The organism is Flavobacterium sp. KH_001 (genome assembly GCF_057840745.1).
The window spans coordinates 3,377,654-3,400,874 of record NZ_CM174520.1; the positions used below are offsets into that span (position 1 = coordinate 3,377,654).

Annotated in this window: 18 protein-coding genes; 12 read left to right on the plus strand and 6 right to left on the minus strand. The window is 35.1% G+C overall.

Annotation, left to right across the window (positions count from 1 at the left end):
• Positions 1-45: 45 nt before the first annotated feature.
• Positions 46-549, minus strand: coding sequence for a pyridoxamine 5'-phosphate oxidase family protein (locus AC3ITQ_RS14660; RefSeq protein WP_375032996.1), 504 nt, complete (start codon positions 547-549; stop codon positions 46-48).
• A gap of 255 nt (positions 550-804) precedes the next feature.
• On the opposite strand from AC3ITQ_RS14660, the gene AC3ITQ_RS14665 reads away from it, so the two are divergent.
• Positions 805-1,233: a response regulator gene (locus tag AC3ITQ_RS14665; RefSeq protein WP_489234918.1), complete on the plus strand. Its 429-nt coding sequence runs from the start codon at positions 805-807 to the stop codon at positions 1,231-1,233.
• A 69-nt stretch (positions 1,234-1,302) separates the two neighbouring features.
• On the opposite strand, the gene AC3ITQ_RS14670 is transcribed toward AC3ITQ_RS14665, so the two are convergent.
• Positions 1,303-4,509 (minus strand): PAS domain S-box protein, encoded by a 3,207-nt coding sequence (locus AC3ITQ_RS14670; RefSeq protein ID WP_489234919.1) that lies wholly within the window; start codon positions 4,507-4,509, stop codon positions 1,303-1,305.
• 219 nt (positions 4,510-4,728) lie between these two features.
• On the opposite strand from AC3ITQ_RS14670, the gene AC3ITQ_RS14675 reads away from it, so the two are divergent.
• Together AC3ITQ_RS14675 and AC3ITQ_RS14680 are read left to right on the plus strand one after the other, a co-directional pair.
• Positions 4,729-5,067 carry a hypothetical protein gene (locus AC3ITQ_RS14675; RefSeq protein ID WP_026985405.1) on the plus strand — a complete coding sequence of 113 codons (339 nt, stop codon included), beginning with the start codon at positions 4,729-4,731 and terminating at the stop codon, positions 5,065-5,067.
• Positions 5,068-5,417: 350 nt separating this feature from the next.
• Complete coding sequence (locus AC3ITQ_RS14680; RefSeq protein WP_489234920.1) at positions 5,418-6,248, plus strand: hypothetical protein; 831 nt, start codon at positions 5,418-5,420, stop codon at positions 6,246-6,248.
• Between the two features lie 154 nt (positions 6,249-6,402).
• Here AC3ITQ_RS14680 and AC3ITQ_RS14685 read toward each other — a convergent pair whose 3' ends face one another.
• Entirely contained in the window at positions 6,403-6,666 is a 264-nt protein-coding gene (locus tag AC3ITQ_RS14685) for a SemiSWEET family sugar transporter (RefSeq protein ID WP_489234921.1), read from the minus strand.
• Positions 6,667-6,786: 120 nt separating this feature from the next.
• Entirely contained in the window at positions 6,787-7,635 is an 849-nt protein-coding gene (locus AC3ITQ_RS14690; protein WP_489234922.1) for an SDR family oxidoreductase, read from the minus strand.
• A 313-nt stretch (positions 7,636-7,948) separates the two neighbouring features.
• On the opposite strand from AC3ITQ_RS14690, the gene AC3ITQ_RS14695 reads away from it, so the two are divergent.
• The 5 genes from AC3ITQ_RS14695 (at position 7,949) to AC3ITQ_RS14715 (ending at position 14,619) form a co-directional block, all read left to right on the plus strand.
• Positions 7,949-9,163 (plus strand): hybrid sensor histidine kinase/response regulator, encoded by a 1,215-nt coding sequence (locus AC3ITQ_RS14695; RefSeq protein WP_489234923.1) that lies wholly within the window; start codon positions 7,949-7,951, stop codon positions 9,161-9,163.
• A 14-nt stretch (positions 9,164-9,177) separates the two neighbouring features.
• Positions 9,178-12,747 (plus strand): response regulator, encoded by a 3,570-nt coding sequence (locus tag AC3ITQ_RS14700; protein WP_489234924.1) that lies wholly within the window; start codon positions 9,178-9,180, stop codon positions 12,745-12,747.
• 114 nt (positions 12,748-12,861) lie between these two features.
• Positions 12,862-13,227 (plus strand): response regulator, encoded by a 366-nt coding sequence (locus tag AC3ITQ_RS14705; protein WP_375032987.1) that lies wholly within the window; start codon positions 12,862-12,864, stop codon positions 13,225-13,227.
• A gap of 7 nt (positions 13,228-13,234) precedes the next feature.
• Positions 13,235-14,044 (plus strand): CheR family methyltransferase, encoded by an 810-nt coding sequence (locus AC3ITQ_RS14710; RefSeq protein ID WP_489234925.1) that lies wholly within the window; start codon positions 13,235-13,237, stop codon positions 14,042-14,044.
• Positions 14,026-14,619 carry a chemotaxis protein CheB gene (locus AC3ITQ_RS14715; RefSeq protein ID WP_489234926.1) on the plus strand — a complete coding sequence of 198 codons (594 nt, stop codon included), beginning with the start codon at positions 14,026-14,028 and terminating at the stop codon, positions 14,617-14,619. The genes AC3ITQ_RS14710 and AC3ITQ_RS14715 overlap by 19 nt, the downstream gene beginning before the upstream one ends.
• Here AC3ITQ_RS14715 and AC3ITQ_RS14720 read toward each other — a convergent pair.
• On the minus strand, positions 14,616-15,389 hold the full coding sequence (locus AC3ITQ_RS14720) for a porin family protein (RefSeq protein ID WP_489234927.1): 774 nt from the start codon (positions 15,387-15,389) through the stop codon (positions 14,616-14,618). The genes AC3ITQ_RS14715 and AC3ITQ_RS14720 overlap by 4 nt on opposite strands.
• An 11-nt stretch (positions 15,390-15,400) precedes the next feature.
• Complete coding sequence (locus tag AC3ITQ_RS14725; protein ID WP_194655795.1) at positions 15,401-16,522, minus strand: hypothetical protein; 1,122 nt, start codon at positions 16,520-16,522, stop codon at positions 15,401-15,403.
• 316 nt (positions 16,523-16,838) lie between these two features.
• On the opposite strand from AC3ITQ_RS14725, the gene AC3ITQ_RS14730 reads away from it, so the two are divergent.
• The 4 genes from AC3ITQ_RS14730 (at position 16,839) to AC3ITQ_RS14745 (ending at position 23,006) form a co-directional block, all read left to right on the plus strand.
• Positions 16,839-17,162 (plus strand): DUF6660 family protein, encoded by a 324-nt coding sequence (locus AC3ITQ_RS14730; RefSeq protein ID WP_489234928.1) that lies wholly within the window; start codon positions 16,839-16,841, stop codon positions 17,160-17,162.
• 93 nt (positions 17,163-17,255) lie between these two features.
• Positions 17,256-20,375: an efflux RND transporter permease subunit gene (locus AC3ITQ_RS14735; protein ID WP_489234929.1), complete on the plus strand. Its 3,120-nt coding sequence runs from the start codon at positions 17,256-17,258 to the stop codon at positions 20,373-20,375.
• Positions 20,376-20,502: 127 nt separating this feature from the next.
• The gene (locus AC3ITQ_RS14740) at positions 20,503-21,750 is read left to right on the plus strand and encodes a TolC family protein (protein WP_489234930.1); all 1,248 of its coding nucleotides are present in this window, start codon (positions 20,503-20,505) and stop codon (positions 21,748-21,750) included.
• Positions 21,751-21,752: 2 nt separating this feature from the next.
• Positions 21,753-23,006: an efflux RND transporter periplasmic adaptor subunit gene (locus tag AC3ITQ_RS14745; protein ID WP_489234931.1), complete on the plus strand. Its 1,254-nt coding sequence runs from the start codon at positions 21,753-21,755 to the stop codon at positions 23,004-23,006.
• Positions 23,007-23,221 lie beyond the last annotated feature (215 nt).

Here is a 23,221-nt window from a genome sequence, read left to right on the forward strand (position 1 = left end):
GAACCTGGCGTAAACCCTTTGCGAACTTTGCGGTTAAATAGAAACTTATTCTAAAGTTAAAGTCCCTTCAATCCCATCATCCATAGTTTTTCCGGTAACATAGGCAGCTGCCATTTTTGCAATAGCCACCATCGAACCGTTTTTGTTATTCCAATAATAACCATCTTCAGGAATAACTTTAATTACACTTAAGTTTGGATCATCTACGCCGCCTGGCATCCATACTTTTACAATTGGATCATACAATTCCTTAATCGTATCTCTATCGTAAGAAATAGATGCAGTCCCATGTAAAGTAAGAAACTTATCATGTGGTTCAGAAAAGAAAATTTCAACTTGTGGATTCTGGCTGATTTCTGCATTCTGACTGCTGTTTCTGTCTGATAAAAACCAAAGCTGGCCTAGGTCGTCAATTTTCTGAACAGACATTGGACGCGATTGTAATCTGTATTCATTATACGTACAAAACATACACGTTTTTATGTTTTCTGCAAGATCTTTTATTTTATCTACAGCAAATTCGTTTGTAAGGTCTTTATGATCTCCCATGACTTTTATATTTAGTTATTTAATGCTAAAACAGTAATGCAAAACTCTTATCTAAGGTGAGTTATGGCACAATGTTTCAGGTTTAATTTTATATAAGTAAAATTGCTTTTTCTAAATTATTTTCGGTTACATAATTTGTATTATTACTTATGAGATTACAACTACTAATTTTTTCATTTCATGGCTTGTAGAGAAGCTAATAAATCGATAAATTTGAAGTATCTTTGAAAAAAATAAATCGTTTCACTAAACACCATGACAGATTTGACGATATTTTACACGGATGATGATGAGGACGATTTGAGCATTTTTGCTGATGCCATAGAGTTATTACCAGAAAAAATACAACTTAAAACTTACAACGGAGGTGATAAATTACTATCTGCAATTTATAATCCGCCACCAACGCCGCATATCATTTTTTTAGATCTGAATATGCCCGGAAAAAATGGTTTTGATGTTTTGACAGAAATAAGAAACTCAGATAAAAAAGACATTCCAGTTGTCATTTTCTCAACTTCAAACGAACCCGGTATTATTGAAAAATGTCGTTCATTAGGCGCTAATTTATTTATAACTAAGCCTGTTGTAATGAAGGATATTGTAAAATCTATAGAACACGCATTACAAATCAATTGGGCAGAATTTGTTCCGGACACTAAAAGTTTCGTTTACAAATCGTAAAGAATAAAAAGAATTTAAAACTCTATATAAAAACACATAAGCACTAACACTTATGTGTTTTTTGTTTTATTATAATTCAGGTAAATAAATTTCGAATGTTGCGCCTTTGCCTTTTTCGCTGTGCGCTGTAATGATACCTTTATGGTTTTCGACAATTTTTTTAACGATCGCCAAACCAATTCCTGTTCCTGAAAACTCACTTTCGGTATTTAATCGCTGAAAAACTTCAAAGATTCGTTCTTTGTATTCGTCATCAAAACCAATTCCATTGTCGGATATTGTCAAATGATAATACATTTTTCCAGGATAAATAACCGGCATTTCGATTTCTTTTCCCTTAATTCTATTGGCTCTGACTTCAATATAGGGAGGTTCACCTTTTTTAGAAAACTTCAAGGAATTTCCGATGAGGTTATGCAGTAATTGCCTAAATTGAAACGGAATAACAGTTGCTTCTCCTAAAGGATCAAAGTCTATGATTGCATTTGTTTCCTCGATTCGTTCAGAGAAATCGCTTTGAATTTCTTCGGCAATTTCGTCCAGATTTGTTTTCACAAAAACCCTGTCGGCAGAATTGGTTCTGGAGTAGGCAAGAAGATCTTGTATCAGCGTTTGCATTCTTTTGGCCGAAACTTCAATTCTGTTTAAATAAGTTTTGGCTTTCGCCGAAATGTTCTCATCATCTAAATCAGCTAAGCGACTGGCAAAAGTCTGAATTTTGCGAAGTGGTTCCTGCAAATCATGACTCGAAATATAGGCGAAAGACTGCAATTCAATATTCATATTAATTAAATCCCTGTTTTTAAGCTCTAGCTGTGCCGTTCTTTCATAAACTTCTTTTTCGAGTTTATCGGTAAAGTTTTTTTGATCATGAATATCCGTGCTTGTTCCCACCCACATTTGAGTATTTCCTTCTTCGTCTTTTTGAGCAATAGCACGGCTTAACTGCCATCTGTATTCGCCGTCATAACGACGAAAACGATGTTCTAACAAAAAGTCGCTTCCGGTTTTTATGGCTTCCATCCATTTATTTATATTTAGTTCGCGATCATCTGGATGCACAATTTGCAACCAGCCGTCTTTATCAATTTCTTTTTCAGATAAACCAGAAAACGTATAAACTGATTTATTGAAATAATTCAGATTTCCCATCTCATCGCCAGTCCAGATAAATTGCGGCATAGAATCGGCGAGAAGTCTGAATTTCTCTTCGCTTTTCATTAGAATTTGCTGGCTGTTTTTTTCATCTGTAATATCTATGATAGTACCAATCATTTGTATGGGTTCGCTGCTATCATCAAAAAATATTTTTCCGTGTGCTTTAATCCACGAAGTTGAGTGATCAGGTTTTATAATTCGGGCTTCGTATTTATAAATGCTGGTTTTAAGAGCAACTTTATAGGCTTTTTCTAAAATTGAAATATCATCGGGATGAATTTGATGCAGTATATCCGGTCTTGTTAATTTCTTGTTTTTTTTATGACCAAAAAGAGCTGGCAAATTTTCAGAATAAATTAATTCCTGAGTAGGTACATTTAAATCCCAGGTTACAATTTCGGCAATTTCGGCCGCTAACCGGGCTCTTTGTTCAACATCTTCCAGTTTTTTTCGGGCATCAACTTTTTGAGTTACATCATTTACAGTAACCATTATACCCGATGCTTTTCCGTCTTGCTCAAACAAAGGCGTATATTGGTAATCGAGATAAAACTTTTTAAGTTCTCCTTTTATGTCGACATAAGCGACCGCTTCGTATTCCCGAATAATCTTGCCGTTTTTTATTACATCATCAAGTAATTCCGGATATTTTTGTTCTAGTAATTCAGGAAAAATTTCAAGAATTGGCTTCCCAATAGTTTCACTTTCTTCTTTTTGCCAAATGGCTTTCATCATGGCATTATTTGCCATTTCTACAACATGATTTTTACCTCTAAAGATGGCCATTGCAATAGGAGATTCAATCACAATCTGACGAAATGCTTTTTCACTTTCTGCCAAAAGGTGTCTTGCCTTTACGGCTTCTGTAACTTCGTAAGAAACAATTATTATTCCGGAAACTATATTGTTTTCATCTCGTAATGGATGAAAAACTGAATTAAAATAGCATAATTCTTCTTTGCCATATCGATTTAAGGTTACCGAAAGTTCATCAGTATGATAGGGAATTCCGGTTTCATAAACAGGTAAAAGCAAAGGATAAACAGTGTCTTTGGCCTCCGGCACCATTTTGAAAATAGGATGCCCTAAAATATCATTTTCTTGTTTATCTACAATTTGTAAATAAGTAGGATTGGCCATTTCAACAATCAGATCCTTGCCTTTTAGAATCGCAATTCCGAGTGGTGCTTGTTTTACTATGTTTCTAAATCTTTTCTCGCTTTCTTCAACAGTATTTCGTGCGATTACTTGTGCCGTAACATCATTGGCTACTGCTACAATCCCTGAAATGGTTCCGTCAGCTTCTTTTAAAGCTTCATAAACAAAATTGACATATACATCTTCAATTTCGCTTTCACGGGGTAATTTCACAAGTCGTTCGTGTGCTTCAAATTTTTCTCCCGTTTGGTATACATTATCAAGAATGGTTTCCAAGCCTTGTCCTTTTACTTCCGGTAAGGCTTCAAAAATAGGTTTGTTTTTTACTTCACTATTTTTCTTTCCCCATAATTCCAGCATAAGATCATTGGCAATTTCAACCACAAATTCAGGTCCTCTAAAAACGCACATGGCGCTTGGAGTTTGTAAAATGTTATTAAGATAGCGGGTATTGCTTTCTTCTAGTTTGTTCACCATTTTTACTTTGTCCGTCGTTTCATTGCAAATCACTAAGACGCCGTCGATCTTTCCCTGGTCATTATTCACCGGACTATAACTAAAAGTCCAGTAAACATCTTCTATTTTTCCGTTGCGATATATGGGCAGGAGTTGATCTTCGTGCCAGGTTGATTCGCCTTCCGTTAGCACCTGATCGATTAAGGGTTTGATAAAATCCCAGATTTCGGGCCAGAAATCGGCTCCTTTTTCCCCTAAGATAAAAGGATGTTTTCCTTCCATTCCCAGACTTGGGCGATAAGCATCATTATAAAAGCAAATATGTTCCGGTCCCCAAAATAAGAACATGGGGAATTTAGAGTTTAAAAGAATTCCTAAAGTAGTGCGTAAACTTTGCGGCCACGATTCGACCGGTCCGACTGCCGTTTTACTCCAGTCTTTGGCACGTGTCAGCGCACCCATTTCACCGCCCTTAGCAAGAAAATCCTGATTTACTTTGGTCATTAAAATTTTGGTTTTATTGTAAAGAATAGTACGTTTTTAATTATAGTAATCCCTGAATAATTTATAGGGATAGTTAAAATTAGAAAATAATATTGATTCTGATTTCGCTTTTTTTAATTGAGGTAAGATTTAAATCTATTGAGTTAATTTTATTTGGTATCAATGATGAAATTTGATAAAATAAAGATTTACAAAACAATCTTGCTTAAAGATCAAGTCATGAAAAAAGAACAAAAACACGAAACCGATTATATCAGAAAATATCAGGAAGAAGGTTACACGGCAAATTTTTTGTTTGAAAACGGCTGTTTATTAGACTCAGAAACAAAATACGCTTATAAACCAGAAGAAATTTTTATAGTTGCCCATCATCGTTACGAAGGTATGAGCGACCCTGATGATATGTCTATTCTATATATAATAGAAACGGGTGATCAAAAAAAAGGAACTCACTTAATAGGATATGGTCCAACCGCCGATTTAGAAGAAGCTGAATTCTTCAAAGATATTCCGGAGGAGAATTATTCTGTAAATGCAGACGTCCAAAAACTTACATAAGATAATTTAAGTAGGTATTTTTATTTTGCTGAGAAGCAGCTGTTTTCGGATTTTTCTGAAGGCAGCTGTTTTTTTTGCTCTTGCCACTAAGGCACTAAGACACAAAGAAATATTTTATATAGGTAACCTAATTTAAGTAAAACAAACAATAAAGCTTTGTGTCTTAGTGTCTTTGTGGCAAATAATATTGTAGTTTGTTTTGTATTGGTAATAATTATGAAATTTCTCTCCATAATTGTGTAATAAATTGATTTGCAATATGTACGAACTTTGAAATATCAAAATAACAAAGTAAAACCATAAATAAGTTTTGTACGTAAATATGTACTAACCACTTTATTCAAACCAAGATGAAAAAACTATACTTAAATACTGGAGGATTCAATACTATTTTTAATGATCTTAAAGATAGTCTTGATGGTGAATTAGTTGTAAACAATAATGAATACACATTAAACATAAAATCAAAATGGGCGAGAGGCACTATCAAGGCTGTTCGCTTTGAAAAAGAAATGTCATATGTAAATTTTGATCTTGTTTTTAATCACGATGTCACTTTAAGTATAGAATCGCTTCAAACGGCGCCTGTATTTTTTGCTTATTGCGAAAAAGGAACGGTAACACACAGTTTTGGTGCAAATGGAACGCAAAGAAAAATTAAAAGCAATCAGACTGCTGTTTTAAATAATACATCGGTGATCAATAGTGTATTATTTTTTGAAAGTCATAAACCAATTCAGTTTTCATTAGTAGGGATGCCAACAATAGCTTCTGCTAAAGAAGAAAATATTGAAATGGTTTCTCAACTTAAAAAGAGATTCACTACAGATTCAGGACAGTATTTATATATCGGAAACAAAAACCATAAGATCGCTGAAAAACTGCAGGAGCTAAATACGATACCTCAAAAAGGATTGGTTAGAACTTTGCTTCAAAAAAGTCTGTTAAACAGTATTTTAGAGATGGAGATAGCCCAACATAGTTATAATTATATGGATACTTTTGAACCTATAATGAATTTGGCATCCAGACAAATTAATGAAATCAAAAGAATTTCGAATATCAATATCGCTGAAGTTTTGCATGCTGCAGGATTAGCAAGCCGAAACTATCTGCCACGTATTTTCAAAGAGAAATACCATTTGTCATTTAAGCCATACAACCAAAAATTAGCTAGCTGATAAGCATTACATATTGTCGATACATTCGATCTTACGAAAAAAACAGCTTTTACCGGGCTGTTTTTTTTATTTAGAGGTGCTAAGGTTTTTACACACCATAAGCTTAGAATCTAAGAACCTCAGTACCTTAGTGCCTTAGCACCTTAGCATTTTTCTAAGATTCTTTCTCGTAATAAATAATAAAATAAACCATAACAAGATTCAGACACAACGAAACGCTGTTGGTGATAATAATCGGCAAATCATTTTTCAGAATGCCATAGAAAATCCATACTGCAATTCCGAACGTTAAAATACCAAAAGTTTTGAGCGAAATCGCTTTCACTTTTTTGGTTTTCCAAACTTTAAGAATCTGTGGAATTACAGAAATAGTGACACAAGTACCTGCAAATAGTCCGATAATGTCTATATAGTTCATCTTTTAGAGTTGCTAAGGTTCTAAGTTTTTAGACTCAATTACAGTTTTCAGTCATCGTCTCAGTCTCAGTCTACCTCTCAAAGTGAAGTAACTTTAAACTTTAAACTTGAAACAAAACTTTTAACTTCCGATCAATTCTCCTCCGTTTATGTGAATAAACTGCCCGGTAATATAACTGCTGTCTTCGCAGGCCAGAAACACATAGGCAGGCGCAACTTCTGAGGGCTGGCCGGCTCTTTCCATTGGATTGTCTTTTCCAAAATCGGCTAGTTTATCAAAACTAGCAACAATCAAAGGCGTCCAGATTGGGCCAGGGGCAACGCCGTTAACGCGTATTTTCTTTTTGGCCAGCATTGTTGATAGCGATCTTGTAAAACTTACTATGGCGCCTTTTGTACTTGCATAATCTGCTAAATGTTCACTGCCCCGATATGCAGTAACTGAACTGGTATTCACAATGGTGTCGCCTTCTTTCAAAAAAGGCAACGCTGCTTTTGTAACGTAGAAGTACGGGTAAATATTAGTTTCAAAAGTTTTGTGAAGTTGCGAAGCGGTTATTTTTTCCAATTCATTTTGGGGGAATTGTGTTGCGGCATTATTCACCACAATATTTATTTTTTTGAAATGGGTATGACATTTTTTTATAGCGTTTTTGCAGAATTTCTCATCCTTCAAATCCCCGCTGATTAGCAAACATTCCTGCCCTTCTTTTTCAATTAACGCTTTTGTTTCCTGCGCATCTTTATCTTCTTTAAGATAAACAATCGCAATATTAGCACCTTCTCTGGCGAAATGAACGGCTACACTTCGGCCAATACCGCTATCCCCGCCGGTTATAAAAGCAACTTTCCCTAATAGTTTTCCGCTTCCAACGTAGTTTTCTCTAATAATTTCTGGTTCCGGATGCATCAAATGTTCGTTTCCTGGAAGATTTTGCTTTTGCTCCGGAAATGTTTTTGTCTTTTTCATAACTAGTAATTTTACTCCATAATTATGACTCTAAAATAGAAATTGATCAAGTAAAACGTTGACTGAATTGAATTTAAGATTGTCTCAATAAAAAATGTTTTCAAGACTAGATATGGATATTTTATAAACCTCACATGGGAATTATGTAATATATTGGCAGCTTCAATAAAACCCTTGGGATGTTTTTTTTTATAAATTTGGGAGTTTCGCTACAACGAGCTAATCACCGTTTTAGTATTTCAAAAAACAAATATTTTATCTGAATCGAATTTTAACTTAACAATTTTAATTCATAACGCTTTACCCCAACAGCATGGTATTAATTGTAGATGATATAAGAGCAAATATAATTGCCTTAAAAAAGACATTAGAATTGCACGATATCGATGTTGACACTGCTGAATCTGGAGAAGAAGCCCTGAAGAAAATCCTAAAGACAAACTATTGTCTTATCATCATGGATGTTCAGATGCCCGGACTTGATGGTTTCGAGGTAGTCAAAATTCTTTCTGGAAATAAGCGTACCAAAGACATTCCCGTTATTTTTCTTTCGGCATTAAATATCGAAAAAAAATACATCTTCAAGGGTTACGAAACAGGTGCTGTAGAATACATTACCAAACCTGTAGATTCTGATTTGCTTATTCTGAAAGTAAAAACATTCCTAAAAATTTATGAGCAGCAGAACGAATTGAAAGGAATGAAAGATCTTCTTTCAAAAGAAATAAAAATTAGAAAAGAAGCTCAGGATAATCTTGAAATTAAAATTGCAGAAAGAACCAGAGAACTGGTTTTAAAAAATGAAGAACTGGAACTAAGAAACCACGAGCTTCAGCAATTTTCCTGGGTGGTGTCTCATGATTTGAATGAACCCATCCGAAAGATTCAAATCTTCATCAAAATCATCAAAGAACTTTATTTAACTACTGATGAAAAGGCGATTGATTATGTCGACCGTACGATTAAATCCGCGGAAAGAATGCAGACTTTGATTACTGATTTGCTGGCATATTCAAGATTATCATCACAAGTAAAGCCTGAAACCACGGACTTAAATGAGGTTTTGCAGGAAGTGCTTTCGGATTTTGATTATATGATCGAACGTAAAAATGCAACTATCAAAACCAGCGAACTGCCAACAATAGATAGTATTCCAAGTCAGCTACGTCAAGTTTTCCAGAATTTAATTGGAAATGCACTTAAGTTCTCCGGGAATACCGATAAACCGGTAATCGAAATAACCTCTGAAATCATTAGCGAAAAATCTTTCGAAAGTCCAATTTCTCCTGACGGAAAGTTTTGCAGAATAACAGTAAAGGATAACGGAATTGGATTCGATGAAATTTATCTGGATCGTATCTTTATTATTTTTCAAAGTTTAAATGATCGACAGAAATACGAAGGAACCGGAATTGGATTGGCAATTGCCAAAAAAATCATCGAAAAACACAACGGATTAATAACAGCAAAAAGTCAGGTAGGAGAGGGCGCAAGTTTTATTATTATCCTTCCTTTAAAATACGAATAATTATAATTTAAAACATGAAGAACAACTTTAAACGTAATTTATTAATCAGTTCATTAGTTTCATTACTGGTATTAATGATCTCCTCTACAGCCTCTTATTTTAGTATAAAGAGTTTATTGGATAGTAATTATTGGGTAAACCATACTCAGGAAGTTATTTACAATTTAAATGAAGGATCAGCGATTATAACCGAGGCGCAAACCAGCATGCGAGGTTATCTCATAACGGGAGATGAACAGTTTATTGAAAGATACCGTGATTCTGAGACGAGATCTAATAATTATTTTGAAAAAGTACAGGAACTCACTCTTGATAATGGAATACAGCAAAAACAATTGCAGGAATTAAAAGAACTTAGATCTAATTTTTTTAAGTACCTGAACAATCAAATTGTAAAAAAACGTCTTGGAAAAGATGCCGTTGTGTTTGATCTAAATGAAGGTCGCATAATGATGAATGACCTAAGAGCAAAAATTAAAAGTATTGAAAATATTGAGCAGACGCTGCTAAAAGAACGTGGTGAGAATTCAGAACGTTATGGAACTTATAGTTTAGTGCTAATAGTTGTGGCCTTTATTATTGCTATTGTGATTTCAATTGTCTTTTTGTTCCGAATTTTAAAGGATTATAATGAGCGTTTAGTTCTTCAGAATGAATTAGAGAAAAAAGATCGGGAAACGGCTGAAAGAATTCAGGCAATTAGTATGATTGCCAGTAATATTTCAAGTGGAAATTATGATATTCGGGTTACTGATACTCAATCTGATGCACTAGGCAATGTCGGGGAATCACTAAATAGCATGGGAGTTTCCCTGAAATCTTCTTTTGAGCTATTATCACAAAAAGAATGGATGCAAACAGGAGTTGCAAGTCTTAATAACGTAATGTTAGGTGATAAAACACTTCAAAAATTATCAAAAGATGTTATTGAGTTTTTATGTAACTATACCAACAGCAGCGCCGGCGTTTTGTATGTATTAGAAGGAGATGAACTTCATTTTTCTGGTGGATACAGCTATATTCCGGGTAAAAATCGTGAACGTATACTAAAAGGAGAAGGTTTGATTGGACAGGCTGTTATTTCCAAACAATTGCTTGAATTGAAAGTGCTGTCACCAGATGATATTCAAATTAATTATGCCTTAGGCCAAATAAAACCAACACATGTTGTAGCGTTTCCTATGTTGGATACCAGAATTGAAGGAGCTATTGAATTAGCGAGTATTTATGGATTTTCTGATCTTCAAATAGAGTTTTTAAAGACAATTGCTAACAACATTGGAATTGCCATTAAGTCAACTCAAAATAGAAGAAGAGTGATGGAGTTATTGGAAGAAACCAAATCTCAATCAGAAGAATTACAGGCACAACACACAGAGCTTGAAGCAATAAATGCAGAGCTTGAAGCACAAACGGAGAAACTTCAGGCATCTGAAGAAGAATTGCGTGTACAACAGGAAGAACTGGAACAAACCAACGAAGAATTATCTGAAAGAAGTGTTTTATTAGAAGAGAAAAACAATGAAATTCAGAAGAAATCTGAAGCATTAGAATTAACAACCCGTTATAAGTCAGAGTTTCTAGCCAATATGTCTCACGAATTGAGAACACCACTGAATTCGATTTTACTTTTAAGCCGTTTATTATCTGAAAATAACAACAAAAGCATGGTTCCTGAAGAAATTGAATTTGCAAAAGTGATTCAGAGTTCAGGAAATAGTTTGTTAGGATTAATTGATGAAATTCTGGATTTATCTAAAATTGAAGCCGGAAAAATGGATCTTGAATTTTTAGATGTTTCGACCAAAGAAATTACAGATAATTTATGGAATCTGTTTAGCCATGTTGCAAAAGAGAAGAACATTAAGTTTGAAATCATTTCTAAAGAAGCACCAATTGTCATTAAAACAGACAAAATGCGTTTGGAACAGATTCTTAAAAACCTGATTTCAAATGCAATAAAATTCACAGATAAAGGATCTGTAAGTTTAGAAATCAAGGTAAATACCGACGATGATAAAATTATTTGCTTTATTGTAAAAGATACCGGAATCGGAATTCCATTAGGAAAACAGCCTCTGATTTTTGAGGCGTTCCAACAAGCAGATGGTTCAACAAAACGTAAATACGGCGGAACTGGTTTAGGATTGTCAATCAGCCGTGAATTGGCGAAATTGCTAAGAGGCGAAATTATTTTGCATAGTAAAGAAAATGAAGGAAGTACCTTTACTTTGTGTGTTCCTGTTTTTGGATCTAGCATCAAAAAGGTTGAAATAGACAAAGCACCACCGTTAGAAATTGTACCGACGGAAGAGGAAATAGAGGAAAAACCTAAAAACAAGTATTTAAGTGCTATAATTCCGGATGAAATTGAAGACGACAGAACTTCCATTTTAGAAGGAGATAAGGTAATTTTAATTGTTGAAGACGATATTAATTTTGCCAAATCGCTTTTAAATTTCACCCGTAAAAAAGGCTATAAAGGCGTTGTTTCGGTTAGGGGAGATTATGCTTTAAATTTTGCTTTGCTTTATAAACCTGTTGGTGTTTTACTGGATATTGAACTTCCGATAAAAAGTGGCTGGGAAGTTTTAGAGGAATTAAAAAACAATTCTCACACCAAACATATTCCGGTGCACATCATGTCTTCTCATAAATTGAAACAGGAAAGTTTGCTAAAAGGAGCGGTAGATTTCTTAGATAAACCGGTGGCATTTGATAAAATTCCGGAAGTTTTTCTTCGAATAGAAAGTATCATTAATAAGGAAGCGCAAAAAGTACTTATTATTGAAGACAATCCAAAGCATGCTAAAGCATTGTCCTTTTTCTTAGAAACGTATAATATCAATTCAGAAATAAAAAGTGAAGTTTCAGAAGGATTAGAAGCGTTGAATCAAAAAGAGATTGACTGTGTTATTCTGGACATGGGAATTCCGGACAAACAAGCGTATGAAATTTTAGAGGGCGTAAAGAAAAATCCAGGCTTAGAAAACTTGCCTGTAATTGTCTTTACAGGAAAAAGTTTGTCTATTAAAGAAGAAGTCAAGATTAAGAAATATGCCGATTCAATTATTGTAAAAACGGCACATTCGTACCAAAGAATGCTCGATGAAGTTTCTCTTTTCCTTCATTTAGTTGAAGACAAAAAAGATCCGAAAGACAAAAAAGACAGTCATAAAAAGCTAAATTTACTTAACAATATCCTGTTTGAGAAAAAGGTGTTAATTGTAGATGATGATGTACGCAATATCTATTCATTGACAAAAGCTTTAGAAGTTTTTAAAATGAATGTGATTACTGCTTTTGATGGAAAAGAAGCGATCAAAATTTTAGGAGAACATCCGGACACGGATATCGTTTTGTTAGATATGATGATGCCAAATATGGACGGTTACGAAACAGCCGAAAAAATACGAAGTATGCCTAAATTCCTTAACTTACCGCTTATTGCCGTAACCGCAAAAGCAATGACAGGCGACAGGGAAAAATGCATTAAAGCCGGAGCTTCAGATTATATAACAAAACCAGTCGATATTGATCAGCTGCTTTCGTTATTGAGAGTTTGGCTTTACGATAAAATATAATTAAAAAAATTTTGCCACAGATTAAAAGATTTAAAGGATTTCTTTCTAAAATTAATCTGTGCGAATCCGTGGAATCTGTGGCAAAAAAAAAATAAAAATTAAAAGCAGGGGAATATGAATAAAAAAAGACTCTTAATTATTGATGATGATTCTAGAAATATTTTTGCTTTAGAAAATACTTTACGTGCCAAATCATTCGATTGTTTGTCTTGTTTAAGTGCAGAAGAAGCTTTAAAATTATTAGAATCAGACGAGCACATTGATGCCGTTTTAATCGATATGATGATGCCGGAAATGGATGGCTATGAGGCAATTCCGCTAATAAAAGCGATTCCGTCACGAAAATTGACTTTTGTAGTTGCGGTTACGGCACAGGCTATGACAGGCGATAAAGAAAAATGTTTGGAGGCTGGGGCAGATGCCTACGTTTCAAAACCAGTTGATGTAGATAAATTACTTCAGGTGCTGAAGGAAATATGAATTGATTATGATTGAAGATATCGAATTAGAAACGCTTATTAATGATGTTTACGAATATTATGGTTTTGATTTTGGAAGTTATTCGAGAGCTTCTTTGAAAAGACGCGTGAACAGACTTTTTCATTTAGATGGATTTACCCATTTTCATGAATTTCTTTCCAGAGTTCGATATGACCCTGAATATTACAAAAGAATGGTAGACGAAATCACGGTAAATGTAACTGAGATGTTTCGCGATCCCACTTTTTATAACGTTTTACGAAAAGAAATTTTACCATTACTCGGAACCAAACCTTTCATTAGATTATGGCACGCAGGCTGCTCTACAGGCGAAGAAGTCTATTCCATGGCCATTATGCTTAAAGAAGCCGGTTTACTCCATAAATCGCTTATTTATGCTACGGACATTAATGCGTCGGTTTTGGAAACAGCCAAAAAAGGAATTTTTCCGTTAAGAATGATGAAAGAATATTCAGAAAACTATCGTGATGCTGGTGGATTGGAAGATTTTTCGAGTTATTATACTGCCAATTACGGTATTGCAAAATTTAATGAAGAACTCGCTGAAAAGATGGTTTATTCACAGCATAATTTGGTATCGGATACTTCATTTAATGAATTTGACATGATTTTATGCCGCAATGTTTTAATTTATTTTGATAACGATCTGCAAAAAAGAGTTATTAATTTATTTGATGAAAGTCTGGCTGTTTTGGGATTTCTGGCTTTAGGAACAAAAGAAACCATAAAGTACTCGATTTCTCCAACGAAATACAAACAGTTTGAAAAAGAAAAAATATGGAGAAAAGTGAAGTAATAACAGGCTGTAAAGTGGTGATAATTGGCGGATCTGCAGGAAGCTTAAATGCTTTAATGCAAATCTTGCCTGAAATACCCAAAATAAATGGTTTTGCAATGGTTATCGTCTTGCATCGAAAAAGTACTGACGACCAGACACTGGAAGATTTAATTAGTTTAAAATCTAATGTACCGTTAAAAACTGTTGAAGATAAAACGCCATTGGTTCCGGGTTTTGTTTACGTGGCACCTTCAAATTATCATTTATTATTTGAAAAAAATGACTTATTAGCGTTAGACACTTCTGAGAAAGTAAATTTTAGCAGACCAAGTATTGATGTTTCTTTTGAATCTGCTGCAGAAATTTATGGAGAATCTTTAGTGGGAATTTTATTATCGGGATCCAATACTGATGGCACGTTTGGATTGCAGGCTATTCAGGCTCATGGAGGAACTCTTGTAATTCAAAATCCGTTGGCTGCCGAAATGCCTTTTATGCCTAACAATGCTATTTTGTATACAGAACCTCATTTTGTTTTGCACAATCATGAAATCTTAAAATTGATTATTTCTATCAACAGCCCAAATGATTAATTTCCAGGTTTTGGAGCTTCTTCTTCAGGCAGAATAACACGGTTTAATTCGGCTTCTTTTTCTGCTTTTTTTCTGGCTGCTTTTCCACGGCCTATTGGCAAACCTGCTGTTACATATAAAGATCTGTTGTATTGTATAGGCCCATCTCCTTTCATTACAGGAACCAATCCGTAATAATATTGAACCGTCATATTTAACCCGTTTCCAATATTCATATGATAACCGGCACCAAGTGCAATTCCGGCATCGATAACATGTATCTGGTCTCTAATGTTATGTTTGTATTCCACATCATCACCATTATAATCTTTATGAAATTTATCAAAAGCTTTGGCTAGTAATCCAAGCTGTGGCCCCGTTTTTAGATAAATATTATTTTTAAACTGATATTTAATTAAAATCGGAACATTGAAATAGCGTATCTCACGATCGACTTTTCCGCCGGCAAAAGTATTATCTAAATTGGCATCACCTAAAGAATAAACGGGTAGACCATGCGCTCCCATAGGAGATTTTACGATTACACCAGTATTAATCATCCAGGCGGGATTTTTTTTAGATCGGATATCAAAATAAAATCCAAGATTAAACCCCACTTCAGTGCCTGAGGTTTCCATATTTGAAATCGTTGAAAAATTGACACCGCCATCCAAACCAAATTCTAAAAACGGAGAGTTTAATTTGTCTCCAAAAAGCAAGGAAATTAAAACTTGTGATTGTGCTGTTGTTATACAAAAGAATGCGATAAGTAATAATAAACCTTTTTTCATAGGATTATGGATTAAAGTCCAAAACGATATTGAAGACTGCCTAATGCTTGTGTACGGCTACCTAAGAAACCAACTTCAGCACGAAACATCACGTGTTTACTGAATTGATATTGAGAGCCAATAATGAAATTCCACATATCTTTAGGTCTTTTTTGCAGCGAATATTGCACAGATGAGGACTCTGCAGTGCTTAAAGCGCCATCTAAAGAAGTCAAAATATCACTGGCTTTGCTAAGCGCTCTATCTGCAGTATTATGTTTGGCAATATTTACCGGATTTGCTTGTTGTGCAGGTGATAAACCATCCCACCAGGTATCAACTTTTGTTTGGTTTTCTTCTATTTTTGCGAAACCGGTATCTACTTTTTCCTCAAGACCAGTTAAATCAAACATATCAGATAATGGAATATTTCCGTCAGTATCACCATTAATATGTACTCTAAAAGCACCAACCCAAACAGCAACATTGGTTTCTGGTTTAGGTAATTTAAAAGTTTTTCCTAGTCTTGGGCCAAAAACATAAGAGAAAGCAGGTTTATCAAGAGAACTAATATCGGTCCAGGCCATATTCATGTCAAGCGCCAGCCAGCCTCCGCCAATACCAATTGTTGGAGTCATACCTAAACCAAAGGTTGTTGCATCAAAATTAGCCTTAGTACTAAAACTTGCAATTTGAGACCAGTTATTATCGGCATCCGGAACATAAATTCCGGCATTAATTTTAGTCGCTGTTTTGGCTTTTCCAAAAATCCCATAAATATTTAAGAAAGGAAGCAGCCAAATATCAGGTCTGATGGTTAGGGCACCAGCTTCGACGGTAGATTTATCGAATCGCACGATTTCATCTAAATTATATTGAGGACCATTATTAAAACCTACTTCCAGATTACTAATTACAATTTCAGATTCCTGCCAAAAATAATTTACAGAAACTCCCGCAGAATAAGGTAATTTATATCCTTTTTGAGCAACTTTTTCTCCCCAAATTGGCAAGGCATATGGGTATTTTTCGACTTTAAGACTGTCTTTGAGTTGTTCATTTTTTTTACCAACTATTTTGTCAGTATAAACCTGACCAAAAATTTGCATGCTAAAGAATAATAAAGAGGCTGATATTAGTGTATTACATTTCATCGATTGTAGTGTTATAAAATTAATTAATAGAACTGCGAAAAATAAATGGGTAACTAATGTATGCTGTAAGGAAAATGTATGCTTATAGTCTGTATTGTAATTGAATAGGCTTTTATGTTTTAAAATTTAATTTGGGTCAATATGTTAATTATTGTTAAAGTTAAATAAATTTTCTTACCATTTGCAATCTTTTTTCAGAAAGTAAAATTTTTAAACAAAAAAAAATATCTGTATGTGATAAAAAAAAAGCTCAGGAAAGATATCAATTTCAATTATTTAGATTTTAATATAAAAAATAAATAGTATTTTTACCATTATGAAATGGATAGCAATACTATTATCAATTTATTTGATGGCTCTTTCAAATATGCCTTGCGCAGATATGGAAGTGAATAGTGCCGCGCATAAAACAGCTCAGTTTTCATCAGAAGGGAATCATTCTCATGACAAAGACAACGATTTGTGTTCTCCATTTTGCGCTTGTAATTGTTGTGGAGCTCAGGTTTTAAGCTATCAGATTTCTGAAAATTTTGAGTTTCCTGTAGCTTTTACTATTATTTCAAAAGCTTTACCAAGTTATAATTCTGTTTTTGCCTCCAATTTCTACGGAAGCATTTGGCAACCTCCTCAAATAGCATAATGATGCCCGGCCAGGTCGGGTTAGAGAGTTGTGGATTTTCTACAAAATGAATAGACAAACTTTGTCTAATTTCTCACGTCATTATATATTCAAATGTTAGATAAAATTATACAGTTCAGTATAAAGAATAAGTTCTTTATATTGCTATTTACCCTTGTATTAATTGCCTGGGGAAGTTATTCGCTTAAAAATTTGCCCTTAGATGCTTTGCCTGATGTTACAAATAATCAGGTTCAAATCATTACAACAGCGCCAACGTTAGCCAGTCAGGAAGTGGAGCAATTAATTACGTATCCGCTGGAACAGGCTGTAAAAACAGTTCCGGATGTTATAGAACTCCGCAGTATTTCACGCTTTGGTTTATCAGTCGTAACTGTCGTCTTTGAAGACGATGTTGATATTTATTGGGCCAGGGAACAAATATTTCAACGCTTAAAACAAGCAGAAGAAAATATTCCCTCCTATGCCGGTTCGCCTGAATTGGCTCCAATTACAACTGGTTTGGGAGAAATTTATCAATATGATGTTTATGCCAAAAAAGGCTATGAAAGCAAATACGATGCGATACAATTAAGAACCATTCAGGATTGGATTATTATTCCACAACTACAAGGAATTAAAGGTGTTGCAGACATCAGTACCTGGGGCGGAAAACTGAAACAATATGAAATTGCAGTAAATCCAAATACATTGAATAGTCTTGGTGTTACGATTACCGAAATTTTTGATGCTTTAGAAAAAAACAATCAAAATACCGGAGGCGCGTACATTGAAAAAGATCAATATGCCTATTTTATTCGCGGCGTCGGAATGGCGAAGGGCATAAAAGATTTGGGAAATGTCGTGGTTAAAAACCGCAATGGTTCACCAGTTTTAGTGCGTGATGTGGCCGAAGTTCGTGAAGGAATTGCGTTGCGTTATGGCGCGTCAACCAAAGATGGAAAAGGAGAAATCGTTTCGGGTTTGGTTTTGATGTTAAAAGGAGAAAATTCCAGCGCAGTGGTCAACAGAATTCACGAAAGAATGATTCAGATTAACAAAAGTCTGCCGGAAGGAGTGGTTGCCGAAGCCTTTATTGACAGAGGAAAATTAGTCGACAATGCTATCGGAACTGTAACAAAAAACCTTTTGGAAGGTGCCTTAATCGTCATTTTTGTGCTGATTCTATTTCTGGGGAATTTACGTGCCGGATTGATTGTCGCTTCTGTTATTCCGCTAGCCATGCTTTTTGCAGTTATTTTGATGAATGCCTTTGGCGTAAGCGGAAATTTAATGAGTTTGGGTGCAATTGACTTCGGAATTATAGTCGACGGGGCCGTTATTATTGTAGAAGCAACAATGCATCATCTGCAAAAACTCAAAAGACAAAAAGAGCTTTCGCAAGAAGAAATGGATGTTGAAGTCTATAATTCGGCTTCAAAAATTCGAAATAGTGCCGCTTTTGGAGAAATCATAATTCTGATTGTATATCTCCCAATTCTGGCTTTAATTGGTACCGAAGGCAAGATGTTCAAACCAATGGCAATGACGGTTGGATTTGCAGTAATCGGTGCTTTTGTGCTTTCATTGACTTATGTACCAATGATGAGTGCGTTATTCTTATCCAAAAACACAGAGCATAAAGCCAATTTCAGTGACCGAATGATGCTTTGGCTGGAGAATTTATACAGACCATTTTTAGAGAAAGCGTTACAGTTTAAAAAGATAGTTCTGGGAACCGCAGTGGCTTTGTTTGCTGTTGCATTGCTCATATTTAATAGTATGGGAGGTGAATTTATCCCAACAATTGAAGAAGGCGATTTGGCTATAAATGCCACCATTATGACAGGAAGTTCGCTGACGCAGATGGTAGAAACGACTACTAAATATGAGAAGTTACTGAAAGCTAAATTCCCGGAAATCAAAACGATTGTTACCAAAATTGGAAGCGGTGAAATTCCAACCGATCCCATGCCCATTGAAAGCGGTGATTTGATTATTGTGTTGAAAGATAAAAAAGAATGGAAAGGTAAATACGATAATTGGGAAGACTTGGCCAACGCCATGAAAGAAGAAATGGAAATCATTCCGGGCGCCAATATTGAGATTTCTCAGCCTATTCAGATGCGTTTTAACGAATTAATGACAGGAAGCCGAAGCGATATCGCTATCAAAATTTTTGGAGATGATTTAGAGATTTTGGATGCAAAAGCACAAGAACTAATCGCAAGAATTAAAGAGATTGAAGGAATCGGTGACTTAAAAGCTGATAAAGTAACAGGTTTACCGCAAATTACAATCAAATACGATTATAATAAAATCGCTTTATACGGATTGAATATTTCAGATATCAATCAGATTATTCGTTCGTCATTTGCAGGAGAAAGTGCTGGAAAAATTTACGAAGAAAGCAAAAGATTTGATGTTGTGGTTCGAATGAATCAGGACAATCGGGCAGATATTAATGATGTGAGTAATTTGTTTATTCCGCTTCCTAACGGACAGCAGGTTCCGCTTTCGCAAGTAGCATCAGTTGATTATGAACAAGGTCCGGTTCAGGTCACGCGCGAAGATGGGAAAAGAAGAATCACCGTTGGATTAAATGTCCGCGGACGCGATATTAAAAGCGTTGTGGAGGAAATTCAGGAGCGATTAGTTCGGGATTTTAATCTTCCTTCGGGATATTACGTAACGTATGGTGGTCAGTTTGAGAATTTGGTCGAAGCGACAAATCGGTTAATGGTCGCATTGCCTATTGCTTTGGGATTGATATTGATTTTACTGTATCTGACTTTCAACAGCTTCAAACAAGCCGCACTAATTTTTACCGCCATTCCATTATCGGCTATTGGTGGTGTTTTTGCGCTTTGGATGCGTGGTATGCCGTTTAGTATTTCGGCCGGAATTGGTTTTATTGCGTTGTTCGGAATTGCCGTTCTAAACGGAATCGTTCTGATATCCTATTTCAATCAGTTAAAAGCAGAAGGAATACTTGATCCGCTACAAAGAGTTTTAATCGGAACCAAAACCAGATTGCGTCCGGTTTTAATGACTGCGGCTGTGGCTTCGTTAGGATTTTTGCCAATGGCCTTATCCACAAGCGGCGGAGCAGAAGTACAGAAACCTTTGGCAACGGTGGTTATCGGAGGTTTAGTTTCAGCGACATTATTGACGTTAATCGTTTTGCCAATTCTGTATTTGATGCTGGAGAAATTTAGAAGTAATGAAAAATGATTTTTCACGCAGATTTTGCAGATTACAGCAGATTATAAAAGATTTAATTTTTGAAATATTAAAATAATAAATCTGCGCATATCTGCTTAAATCTTTTTAAAATCTGCGTGAAATAAAAATCTACAATATGAAAACACGATATAAAATAAACACAAATCCCTTAGCGAACTTCGCGCAAAAAACCTTGCGCACTTTGCGGTTAGGAACGTTCCTATTAGTCGGTACGTTTGTACAAGCCCAACAAGCAATCAGCTTAGAAAAAGCAATAGAACAGGCTAAATCAAACAACATCGACTTAAAAATTGCCGATAAAGAAATTGAAAAGCAAACCGTTCTAAAAAAGACGGCCTTTCAGGCAGATCCGCTTCAGGTACAGTATCAGGGCGGACAATTTAATAGTGTCGATTTTGACCATAACGTGTCTGTACAGCAATATTTTCCAATTGGGAATATCACAAAAGCGAATCGACAATTGCAGGAAGAATTGGTAAAACTGGCCGAAAAACGAAAAGCGTTATCGTCTTACGAAATTGAAAAGGCCGTGACATTGGCGTATTATCAATATTTATATGGCGTTTCAATTCAAAGATTAAATTCGGAATTAAATGATATATACACCAAATTTCTAAAGAATGCTGAATTGCGTTTTCAAACCGGAGAAAGCGGTAATATCGAAGTTATTAGCGCTAAAGCGAAAGTAAAAGAAATTGAGACGCAGAAAGCACAATTAGAATACGATTTGGCGATTTACCAAAAGCAATTGCAGTTTTTTGTTCAAACAGATGAAAATATTATTCCCGATGAAAAAACAGCTTTACAATACGCTATTATAAAAGAAGAAGGAAATTCGAAAGCAGAAGGTTTATTGACCGATTATTACCAGCAGCAAATTTCGGTTTATCAAAAGGAAACCAATACTTATAAAGCGATGCGAACACCCAAATTAGGTTTAGGATATTTTGCCCAAAGTATCAACACGGACTGGTTATTTCAGGGCTTTACCGCTGGCTTGCAGATTCCGTTGTTTGGCGGAGTAAACTCGGCAAAAGCCAAAGCTTCTGAGATCAGTATTTCACAGTCGCAATTGGCTTTGGATAAAAGCAAATTAACATTGAATCTGCAACAGCAGGAATTGCAAAACAACTTTGCAAAACAACAAAAAGCACTCGATTACTATCAGAATGAAGGTTTGCAATATGCTGATCAGATTATCAGTACGGCACAAAAAAGTTATGCCAATGGCGATATGAGTTATTGGTCGTACATCAGCTTTTTAAATCAGGCTATTGATATTAAAAAACAATATGCTGAGGCGACTCATAATTACAATCAAAGTGCCATCGAACTTCAATTTCCAACCATCAAAAATAATTAAAAATGAAAAATATATTAAATAGCTTAACCGCAAAGAACGCTAGGGAGTTTACGCAAAGGTCGCAACGTGTAATTTCCTTGCGTGCTTTGCGCTTTTTCCTCTTTGCGTTCCTTGCGGTTACGTTCACCAGCTGCAATGAAAAGAAAGAGGAAGAAACACACGAAGAAGAAAAATCGTCTACGGAAGTTGCTTTAACCGCTTCTCAATACAAAACTATTGGCATTGAAACCGGTTTCGTAGAAAACAGAAATCTTAATAAAGTCATCAAAGCAAATGGTTATACAACTGTTCCACCTCAAAATTCTGCTGAAGTTTCGACTTTGATCGGCGGAACCGTGAAAGATATTTTTGTTTTGGAGGGTACATATGTGAACAAAGGAAAAGTGTTGGCTACGATTCAAAATTTGGAAGTAATCGAAATGCAGGAAGATTATCATTCGGCTACAGCCAATATTGAATATCTGCAATTGGAATACAATCGTCAGAAAACATTGAGTGACGAAAATGTAAATCCGAGGAAAACGTTTCAGGAAGTAAAAGCAAAATTAGCCGCAGAAAGAGCAAGAGCGCAAGCGGCGAAGAATAAATTAGAAGCATTGCATGTAAGCACAAAAGGAAGCACTTCGTTAGTACCAATTGTGGCACCAATAAACGGTTATGTCGGTAAAATAAGCATCGCAAAAGGCGCTTATGCCCAAACCGGAGTTTCATTGTTTGAAGTGGTTGACAATATCCAAATGCATTTGGATCTGAATGTTTATGAGAAAGATTTGGGATCAATATCTGTCGGTCAGGTTATTGATTTTGTATTGACGAATCAGTCTAATAAATCTATTAAAGGAAAGATTTTCGGAATCAATAAATCGTTTTCAAATGAAAGCAAAACGGTCGCCGTTCACGCTAAAATCGAATCGGCTGATGCTAAAGGACTAATTCCGGGAATGTATGTTTCTGCGAATATTAACATCACAAACGCGACTGTTCCTGCCTTACCAAAAGACGCTGTAGTTCGAAATGCTGATAAATATTTTGTTTTTGTTGAAGAAGAGGAACACCAGGAAAAACAAACCGGTAAAGAAGTAAATCACGAGAAAGAAATTCATTTTAAAGCAATTGAAGTAGTTCCCGGAACCACAGATTTAGGATTTACAGAAGTGAAATTCGTAGATGAAATTGCACCGAATGCCAAAATTGTTACAGAAGGTGCTTTTTATTTGCTTTCTGCGATGAAAGGTGGCGGGGAACACGAACATTGATTTTTTGCCACTAAGACGCCAGGGCACGAAGTTTTTTATATAAAATTTAAATATTTTTTCACGCAGATTCTGCAGATTAGAGCAGATTATAACAGATTTACTTTTTTTGAAATATTAAAATAATAATCTGCGGATATCTGCTTAAATCTTTTTAAATCTGCGTGAAAAAAAATTGCGACTTCGAGTCCTTTCTAGATTAAATAAAAATCACTAGA

Coding starts and splice junctions, on each gene's coding strand:
- AC3ITQ_RS14660 (WP_375032996.1), bottom strand. CDS start 549: ATGGGAGATCATAAAGACCTTACAAACGAATTTGCTGTAGATAAAATA.
- AC3ITQ_RS14665 (WP_489234918.1), top strand. CDS start 805: ATGACAGATTTGACGATATTTTACACGGATGATGATGAGGACGATTTG.
- AC3ITQ_RS14670 (WP_489234919.1), bottom strand. CDS start 4,509: ATGACCAAAGTAAATCAGGATTTTCTTGCTAAGGGCGGTGAAATGGGT.
- AC3ITQ_RS14675 (WP_026985405.1), top strand. CDS start 4,729: ATGAAAAAAGAACAAAAACACGAAACCGATTATATCAGAAAATATCAG.
- AC3ITQ_RS14680 (WP_489234920.1), top strand. CDS start 5,418: ATGAAAAAACTATACTTAAATACTGGAGGATTCAATACTATTTTTAAT.
- AC3ITQ_RS14685 (WP_489234921.1), bottom strand. CDS start 6,666: ATGAACTATATAGACATTATCGGACTATTTGCAGGTACTTGTGTCACT.
- AC3ITQ_RS14690 (WP_489234922.1), bottom strand. CDS start 7,635: ATGAAAAAGACAAAAACATTTCCGGAGCAAAAGCAAAATCTTCCAGGA.
- AC3ITQ_RS14695 (WP_489234923.1), top strand. CDS start 7,949: ATGGTATTAATTGTAGATGATATAAGAGCAAATATAATTGCCTTAAAA.
- AC3ITQ_RS14700 (WP_489234924.1), top strand. CDS start 9,178: ATGAAGAACAACTTTAAACGTAATTTATTAATCAGTTCATTAGTTTCA.
- AC3ITQ_RS14705 (WP_375032987.1), top strand. CDS start 12,862: ATGAATAAAAAAAGACTCTTAATTATTGATGATGATTCTAGAAATATT.
- AC3ITQ_RS14710 (WP_489234925.1), top strand. CDS start 13,235: ATGATTGAAGATATCGAATTAGAAACGCTTATTAATGATGTTTACGAA.
- AC3ITQ_RS14715 (WP_489234926.1), top strand. CDS start 14,026: ATGGAGAAAAGTGAAGTAATAACAGGCTGTAAAGTGGTGATAATTGGC.
- AC3ITQ_RS14720 (WP_489234927.1), bottom strand. CDS start 15,389: ATGAAAAAAGGTTTATTATTACTTATCGCATTCTTTTGTATAACAACA.
- AC3ITQ_RS14725 (WP_194655795.1), bottom strand. CDS start 16,522: ATGAAATGTAATACACTAATATCAGCCTCTTTATTATTCTTTAGCATG.
- AC3ITQ_RS14730 (WP_489234928.1), top strand. CDS start 16,839: ATGAAATGGATAGCAATACTATTATCAATTTATTTGATGGCTCTTTCA.
- AC3ITQ_RS14735 (WP_489234929.1), top strand. CDS start 17,256: ATGTTAGATAAAATTATACAGTTCAGTATAAAGAATAAGTTCTTTATA.
- AC3ITQ_RS14740 (WP_489234930.1), top strand. CDS start 20,503: ATGAAAACACGATATAAAATAAACACAAATCCCTTAGCGAACTTCGCG.
- AC3ITQ_RS14745 (WP_489234931.1), top strand. CDS start 21,753: ATGAAAAATATATTAAATAGCTTAACCGCAAAGAACGCTAGGGAGTTT.